The organism is Gammaproteobacteria bacterium (genome assembly GCA_032250735.1).
Classification (GTDB): Bacteria; Pseudomonadota; Gammaproteobacteria; order SZUA-152; family SZUA-152; genus SZUA-152.
The window spans coordinates 51,073-59,295 of the sequence record JAVVEP010000019.1; the positions used below are offsets into that span (position 1 = coordinate 51,073).

Sequence of the window (8,223 nt, forward strand, 5' to 3'; positions counted from 1 at the left end):
ACCTTTTTTCTTGTGCTTAACCTATTAATAGCGATTTAAAATCACCCATGACCCATACCCTCACAGACCGAACCATTGCCCTTGCCGGAATATTTCAGGCTACACAGCTGGTGCAACAGATAGCCAACACCGGCAATGCCGACGAACAGGCGCTGGAGGCCTGCATCCAGAGCCTGTTTCGGATCAACGTCGATAAGGCCGAAGATGCCTATGGCAATAGCGACCGGCTGGCGATCGGATTGCGCACCCTCATCGAACAGCTGGGCGGACAGTCCGAGACCGAAGGCAAAAGCAGGGATCTATATATCTCGAAATATGCCGCCGGCATCATGGTGCTGGAACGCCGGCTGACAAAAAATCCGGGCATGCTGGAAACCATCGGCAACGGTATCGAACGTGCCAGCAGCCAGGTCGAACATTTCTCACTGCTGCATGAAAACGTCATTGCCAACCTGGCGCACATTTACTCCCAGACCATCAGCACCATTAAACCGCGCATCATGGTGCAAGGCGAACACGTTTACATTTCAAACGCCAATCTGGCGAACCGGATTCGCGCCGTGCTATTAAGCGCGATTCGCTCTGCCGTGTTATGGCGACAATGTGGAGGCACACGCTGGCAGTTGCTGCTACAACGACGCGCCATTGTGCAAGAGGCGAAACGATTATTGGAAATGGCCAACGCAGACTGATCATCGTCCTGTGCATTGACCATGGCGCTCTCGGCGCTTACCAAATCCAACAATAAAAAAGGCGCCCTTTCCATTCAAAAGGACGCCTTTGGCAACAGGGAATTTTTTAATCCAGTTTAGGCAAGCACCACCTGCATCACCGTATCCGCTACCGATTTGTAATCCTGCATCTGATGGAAATTGAGATAGCGATAGATATCATCCGCCATCGGTTCCAGATGTTTCACCGCCGCGCGATATTCCTCCACCGACGGCAGTTTACCCAGGCTCGCCGCGACCGCCGCCAGTTCCGCAGAACCCAGATACACGTTGGCATCCTTGCCCAGCCGATTGGGGAAATTGCGGGTAGAGGTGGAAAACACCGTCGCGCCATCGGCGACGCGCGCCTGATTACCCATGCACAGCGAGCACCCCGGCACCTCGGTACGCGCGCCCACGCGACCGAAGATGGCGTAATAACCTTCTTCGGTAAGCTGGTGCTCATCCATTTTGGTGGGCGGTGCAATCCATAACCGCGTCGGCACCGCGCCACTCTGCTCCAGCACTTTACCGGCGGCCCGATAATGACCGATATTGGTCATGCAGGAACCGATGAAGACCTCATCAATAGGCGCGCCCGCCACTTCGGACAACAGCTTCACGTCATCCGGATCATTGGGACAGGCAACAATGGGTTGCTTGATGTCGTTGAGATCAATCTCAATGATCTCGGCGTATTCGGCATCGGCATCGGGTTCCAGCAATTGCGGATCGTCCAGCCAGGCCTGCATGGCATTGATACGGCGTTGGAGGGTACGCTCGTCATCATAGCCATCGGCAATCATCCACTTCAGCAGGGTGATGTTGGATTCGAGATATTCCTGAATCGGCGCCTTGCCCAGCCGCACCGTGCAGCCATTGGCCGAACGTTCGGCCGAGGCATCGGACAACTCAAAGGCCTGCTCGACCTTCAAATCCGGCAGACCCTCTATTTCCAGTACTCGTCCGGAAAACACATTTTTCTTACCGGCCTTTTCGACGGTGAGCAAACCCTTTTGAATCGCCACGTAGGGAATGGCATTCACCAGATCGCGCAGGGTCACGCCCGGCTGCATCTTGCCCTTGAACCTAACCAGCACGGATTCCGGCATGTCCAGCGGCATCACGCCCAGCGCAGCCGCAAAGGCCACCAGTCCCGAGCCCGCGGGAAAACTGATGCCAATGGGAAAGCGGGTGTGAGAATCACCGCCGGTACCGACCGTATCGGGCAGCACCATGCGGTTTAACCAGGAGTGGATGACGCCGTCGCCGGGACGTAACGACACGCCACCACGGGTCTGGATAAATTCCGGCAGCTCATGCTGGAGGGAAATATCCACCGGCTTGGGATAGGCGGCGGTGTGGCAAAAACTCTGCATGACCAGGTCCGCCGAAAAGCCAAGACAGGCCAGCTCTTTCAGTTCGTCACGGGTCATGGCACCGGTGGTATCTTGCGAACCCACCGTGGTCATGCGTGGTTCACAGTAGGTGCCGGGACGCACGCCGCCAATACCGCAGGCCTTGCCCACCATCTTTTGTGCGAGAGTGTAACCCTTGCCGCTGTTAGTGGCAGAAAGGGCAGGCGCTATCGGCCGCAGGAACATATCAGAAGCAGGCAGTCCCAATTCTTCACGGGTTTTATCGGTGAGTGTGCGGCCGATAATCAACGGGATACGACCACCAGCACGCATCTCGTCCGGCATCGAGCTGGGCATAAGTTTGAAACTACAGAGTGTTTCCCCCGCCTCATTGGTAATTTTTCCGGCGAAGGGATGAATCGTAATCACCGCGCCCATTTCCAGTTTGCTGACATCACACTGAATGGGCAAACATCCCGAGTCTTCCGCGGTATTGAAAAAGATCGGCGCAATATTGCCGCCCAGCACTACCCCGCCCTGGCGCTTATTGGGCACGAAGGGAATATCGTTGCCCATGTGCCATAACACGGAGTTGATCGCCGATTTACGCGACGATCCGGTGCCGACTACATCACCCACATAGGCCAGCGGATGTCCCTTTTGTTTCAGCTGTTCGATCTTCTGCAGCGCATCCGGCATCCTGGAATTGAGCATGGCTTTGGCGTGCAGGGGAATATCCGGGCGGCTCCAGGCCTCGGAGGCCGGGGAAAGGTCGTCGGTATTGGTTTCACCCGGCACCTTGAACACGGTGACGGTGATGGCCTCAGCCAGGGTCTCGCGGCGGGTAAACCACTCGGCATTGGCCCAGGCGTCCACCACCTGTTTTGCATAGGCGTTGTTTTCGGCCTTGGCCACCACGTCATGATAGGCATCGAACACCAACAGGGTATGCGACAGCGCCTTGGCGGCGATGGGCGCCAGGGTCTCGTGATCCAGCAAAGTCACCAGCGGCTCGATGTTGTAACCGCCCAGCATGGTGCCCAGCAGCTCGGTGGCGCGGGTCGGATCGATCAGCGGCGAATCCACCTCGCCCCTGGCAATCGCCGCCAGAAAACCGGCCTTCACATAGGCCGCCTGATCCACGCCCGGCGGGACGCGATGGACGAGCAGATCCCGCAGAAAATCCTCCTCCCCGGCGGGGGGCGCCTTCAACAGCTCCGCCAGCAAGACCACCTGTTCGGCGTTGAGGGGCAGTGGCGGCAAGCCATCTTCGGCCCGTTCGGCGACATGCTTTCGGTAGGTTTCCAACATTTCTATCATAGGTTCTCTCAAACACAGGTTGCTTTGTAAAAACGGCATGAAATCCGTACAGGGCGTTTGTGGGCCCGCTGTCGGCATTTATCCGCACGATCGCCCCCAAGGCGCCGGATTATAGCCGATACCGCCCCCGGCACGCGAACCCGCGGCCAAAACCCCATCAACACCCGCAATCATCGGTCTGGGTAAGCGGGCGGCGATTATAGTATTATGCGTACCCATTCCCACTAACCGTTTTGGAGTCACCATGGATCTCAGCAGCTTGACGGCTATTTCTCCCATCGATGGACGTTATGGTGCTAAATGTGCCGATCTTCGGCCTATCTTCAGCGAATACGGCCTGATTCGCCACCGTGTGCTGGTCGAGGTGCGCTGGCTACAGATGCTTGCGACCCACCCCGGTATCCCCGAGGTACCGGCCTTCAGCGCCCATGCCGACAAGCTGCTGGACGCCATCGTCGACAATTTCCATGAGGAAGATGCCCAGCGGGTCAAAAACATCGAGCGCACCACCAATCACGATGTGAAGGCGGTGGAGTATTTCCTGAAGGAGAAGATCGCCGGTAACGACGAGCTGGAGGCGGTCAGCGAATTCATTCACTTTGCCTGCACCTCCGAAGACATCAACAACCTGTCTTACGCACTGATGCTGCGCGAGGCCCGCACCCAGGCACTGCTGCCGCAAATGGACGAGGTCATCGATGCGATTCGCGCCCTGGCCCACGCTCACGCGACACAGCCCATGCTATCCCGCACCCATGGCCAGCCAGCTTCCCCCACGACCCTGGGCAAGGAAATGGCCAATGTGGCGGCGAGACTGATGCGCCAGCGCGCCCAGCTCGTCACCGTGCCCCTGCTCGGCAAAATCAATGGCGCTGTCGGCAACTACAACGCCCATCTGTCTGCCTATCCCGAGCTGGACTGGGCCGATATTGCGGAAAAATTCGTCACCAGCCTGGGCCTGGACTTTAACCCCTACACCATTCAGATCGAGCCGCACGACTACATCGCCGAGCTGTTCGATGTCGTGGCCCGTTTCAACACCATCCTGCTGGATTTTGACCGTGACGTGTGGGGCTACATCGCCCAGGGTTACTTCAAGCAAAAGACCATTGCCGGCGAAGTGGGCTCATCCACCATGCCACACAAGGTCAATCCCATCGATTTCGAGAACTCCGAGGGCAATCTGGGGCTGGCCAACGCCATCTTCAATCACTTGTCGGCCAAGCTGCCCATCTCCCGCTGGCAGCGGGACCTCACCGACTCCACCGTGCTGCGCAATCTCGGGGTCGGGGTCGGGCATTCGGTGATCGCCTACCAGTCCACCCTCAAAGGCATCAGCAAGCTGGAAGTGAATCCCGCCCGACTCAACGCGGACCTGGACAACTGCTGGGAGGTACTGGCGGAACCGGTGCAGACCGTCATGCGCCGCTACGGTATCGAGAAGCCCTACGAAAAGCTCAAGGAGCTGACCCGCGGCACGGGCATCGATCAGCAACGATTGCAGGCCTTCGTCAGCGAACTGGATATCCCCGATGGTGCCAAGGCTGACTTACTCAAGCTGACGCCAAGCACCTACCTCGGTAACGCCGCCGAGCAGGCCGCTGCGATCTGATCCGCAACAAAGGAGACAAACCTAAGGTCTGTCCCCACTCCCCTTTCGGGAGACAGAGGGAAGATCATCGTGATGACATCAATACGCCTGTTTTTTCTGGTCCTGCTCTACGTGCTTTGCACGGGCGTATGCCTTGCAGAGAATACGCTGCCTCAATACAACTCTCCCAAGTTGGTACTGACGGCGGAAGAACAGGCGTGGGTCGACGCGCACCCCGTCATCCGCGTTGCTTCCGACCCCGATTACGCACCCTTTCAGTTCAAGAATGATGCGGGTAAGTCCGTCGGGGTGGCCAATGACTACCTTGAGATCATCTCCCAAAGGCTAGGAATTCGCTTTGAATATAGGCTTCCTGACAGCTGGGCACAGGCGCTGCAACTGGTGAAGAAGCACGAGGCCGATATGGTCGCGGTGGCGACGGAGACGCCGGAGCGGTTGGAGTACATGCGTTTTACCGCGCCCTATGTAGACTTTCCGGACGTGATCATAACGCGCTCGGGGGATAGTGTCTCTTCACTCGAAGAGTTGCATGGCAGGCATCTGCTTACCATCAAAGGTTTCGGCATCAACGAATTCCTGCGCAACCGTCATCCGCAAATTGAGCTTCGCTTGGTGGCGGATGTAAAGACCCTGCTGGAAAGGGTCTCCACGGGCGAGGCGGATGCCGGGGTGCTGAATTTGGCTACTACCAGTTATGCGATCGGAAAGTGGAAGATCGCCAATCTGCATATCAGCAGTCAGACTGGATTCTCATACAAGCTGGCACTCGCCTCGCGTCGGGATTGGCCCATGCTACAGCGCTTGTTGCAGAAGGGTATCGACTCCATTGGCGGCAATGAGCGAGAAGTTATCGCTCGCAAATGGGTTGGCTTGAAGTCCGAATCCTGGAAGCCCACGCGGGAGCAAGTCGTCGCCTTTGCCGTTACGCTGATTATTGTCGGCTTTGGTGTCACGCTGATCTGGAATAGGCAACTGAGAAAAACAGTCGAGTCCAGAACCCAGGAGCTGCGGGCGAGTGAACAGGAATTCCGGAATCTCTACAAAACGGCCCTGGTCGGCTTATATCGAACCACCATTGACGGTACCAAGGTGCTAGCCGCCAACCCGGCGGTGGCCAGCCAATTCGGTTACGATTCGGTGGACACTCTCATGGAGCACTTCTCGTCCAAAGATGTTTACGTGGAACCCGGACGACGCGAGACGTTGCTAAAGATGCTGAGGGAAAATGGCAGGGTGGATAATTTCGAGTTTCTTGGGCGCCTGCTCGACGGCTCGGTGAGAAACTTTCTGTTGAGCGGCACGCTCTACGAAGACCAGGGTTATCTCGAAGGCGCCATTCTCGACATCACGGACCGAAAACGGGCGGAAGATGAGGCCAAGGTGGCGCGTGAAACAGCGGAACAGGCAAACCGTGCCAAAACGGATTTTCTCGCCGCCGCCAGCCACGACCTGCGCCAGCCCTTGCATGCCATGAGCCTGCAGATAGGGCAGTTGAAAGAATCATTGCAGGATGAGAAGGCGGAAGAGATCCTGACACAGATCAGCAATTCGCAATTTGCCTTGAGTGACGTCCTCAATGCCCTGCTCGATATTTCGCACCTCGATGCCGGTACCCTGAAACCCAATTTCTCCCACTTCCCGCTGGCGCAGCTGTTCACCCGGCTGGAAAATGAATTTGGCCCGCAGACGCGGGAGCGAGGTGTCGAACTGCGTCTGCGTTCGACCCGCGCATGGCTTTATTCGGATGCGACACTGCTCTACCGGGTGCTCGCTAACCTAGTGGACAACGCTATCAAATATACCGCTGCCCCTGGCGTGTTGATTGCGGCACGTAAACGCGGCGACCACTGGCGCATCGAGATATGGGATTGCGGCCCCGGTATTCCAGCGGAGCAGCAGCAGGCAATCTACGACGAATTCGTTCAGTTGGACAATCCGGGCCGTGACCGGCGCAAGGGGCTTGGCCTGGGGCTGTCCATCGTGCAGCGATTGAATCAACTGCTCGGCCATCAATTGAGCCTCATCTCCCGCAGCGGTTACGGTAGCTGTTTCAGGTTAGAGGTAGCGGAAGGGACACCGCTGCCACAACAAAACGGCGAGCCCCTCAGCCATGAGGAACGCGGTTATCGTCTGCAGGGTGCCGTCGTGCTGGTGGTGGATGATGACCCGGATGTCCTCACTGCCACCCGCGATCTGCTGACCGGCTGGAAGTGCGCCGTTTTGACAGCCGCTTCTCTGGAGGAGGCCGTGGCCGTGGCGGCAGACGAAGAGATCGACGTGATTATTGCCGACTATCGCCTCGCCGACGGCCATACTGGTCTTGAGGTGATCGAGGTACTGAACGAAAAGCAGGGCGGAAAGAGCAAGGCGGTGATCATCACGGGAGACGTCAATGCGGAGGAGCTGAGCAGACTCCGCGACGGTCGCTATCCCGTATTGAGCAAACCGGTGATGCCCGTTACCCTGCGCAGCACTTTGCACCAGTTAATGGTGGACTAGCCCTCAATCAGGCCCAGGCGAATCGCCTCCATCACTGTATCCATCCGATTGCCGGTCTGCAGTCGTTCAAACAGTTTGGCCAGATGTGCCTTCACCGTATGCACCGAGATATGCAGCTCGTCGGCAATTTCTTTATTGGTCTTACCTTTGGCCAGCCACACCAACACCTGGTAGGTTTTGTCGCTAATGCCGATTTGTTCGCAACGTTGTCTAATGGCCGCCTCGTCGGTTTGTGCAGTCGTTTGCATGAGTGAGTGCGGCAGGTAGATTTCACCATCGTGGATACGTTCCATCGCTTTCGCCATCTGATCCAGATCATAGGACTTGGGGATATACCCCACTGCCCCGGCGTTGATGCAGGCGTGGATGGTTTCCGGTTCTTCGCTGGAGGAAACAATGATCACCGGAATCGGTAGCTTGCGTTGTTGCAGCGCCCGCAAAAAGGCGAAGCCGTCCAGGCCGGGCATGGTGAGATCCAGCAGAATGAATTGATAATCGCGGTGGTATTCGATATGGCGCAACGCGGCTTCGGCTGAAGTGGCGGTGTCGATGCCGATATCCCGGCGCATGCGCTTGAGCAGCGTTTCCAGCGCGGTGATGAATACTGGATGGTCGTCGATTACCAGCGCTTTCATTTCACTCCTTCCATGGCGAGATCTTATACCCTCGAACACTGCTGTCCCGTTAAGAAGTAAGAAAGAAGGCCTGAAACCCAACTTGTTTT

5 protein-coding genes are annotated in these 8,223 nt (G+C 57.1%); 3 read left to right on the forward strand and 2 right to left on the reverse strand.

Going from position 1 to position 8,223, the window contains the following annotated elements:
- Positions 1-47 precede the first annotated feature (47 nt).
- Complete coding sequence (hflD, locus tag RRB22_11390; protein MDT8385008.1) at positions 48-692, forward strand: high frequency lysogenization protein HflD; 645 nt, start codon at positions 48-50, stop codon at positions 690-692.
- A gap of 116 nt (positions 693-808) precedes the next feature.
- Here the strand turns inward: hflD and acnB are convergent, their stop codons facing one another.
- A complete protein-coding gene (gene acnB / locus RRB22_11395; GenBank protein ID MDT8385009.1) occupies positions 809-3,379 on the reverse strand; it encodes a bifunctional aconitate hydratase 2/2-methylisocitrate dehydratase in 2,571 nt (856 codons plus the stop codon).
- A gap of 253 nt (positions 3,380-3,632) precedes the next feature.
- Here acnB and purB point away from each other — a divergent pair, with 253 nt between their 5' ends.
- Together purB and RRB22_11405 are read left to right on the forward strand one after the other, a co-directional pair.
- Positions 3,633-5,000 carry an adenylosuccinate lyase gene (purB, locus tag RRB22_11400; protein MDT8385010.1) on the forward strand — a complete coding sequence of 456 codons (1,368 nt, stop codon included), beginning with the start codon at positions 3,633-3,635 and terminating at the stop codon, positions 4,998-5,000.
- Positions 5,001-5,072: 72 nt separating this feature from the next.
- Complete coding sequence (locus tag RRB22_11405; GenBank protein MDT8385011.1) at positions 5,073-7,499, forward strand: transporter substrate-binding domain-containing protein; 2,427 nt, start codon at positions 5,073-5,075, stop codon at positions 7,497-7,499.
- On the opposite strand, the gene RRB22_11410 is transcribed toward RRB22_11405, so the two are convergent.
- A complete protein-coding gene (locus tag RRB22_11410) occupies positions 7,496-8,134 on the reverse strand; it encodes a response regulator transcription factor (GenBank protein ID MDT8385012.1) in 639 nt (212 codons plus the stop codon). The two genes, RRB22_11405 and RRB22_11410, sit on opposite strands and share 4 nt — an antisense overlap.
- Between the last annotated feature and the right edge of the window lie 89 nt (positions 8,135-8,223).

Bases quoted from the DNA above. Each gene is read 5' to 3' on its own strand.
- hflD (MDT8385008.1), top strand. From the start codon at position 48: ATGACCCATACCCTCACAGACCGAACCATTGCCCTTGCCGGAATATTT.
- acnB (MDT8385009.1), bottom strand. From the start codon at position 3,379: ATGTTGGAAACCTACCGAAAGCATGTCGCCGAACGGGCCGAAGATGGC.
- purB (MDT8385010.1), top strand. From the start codon at position 3,633: ATGGATCTCAGCAGCTTGACGGCTATTTCTCCCATCGATGGACGTTAT.
- RRB22_11410 (MDT8385012.1), bottom strand. From the start codon at position 8,134: ATGAAAGCGCTGGTAATCGACGACCATCCAGTATTCATCACCGCGCTG.
- RRB22_11405 (MDT8385011.1), top strand. From the start codon at position 5,073: ATGACATCAATACGCCTGTTTTTTCTGGTCCTGCTCTACGTGCTTTGC.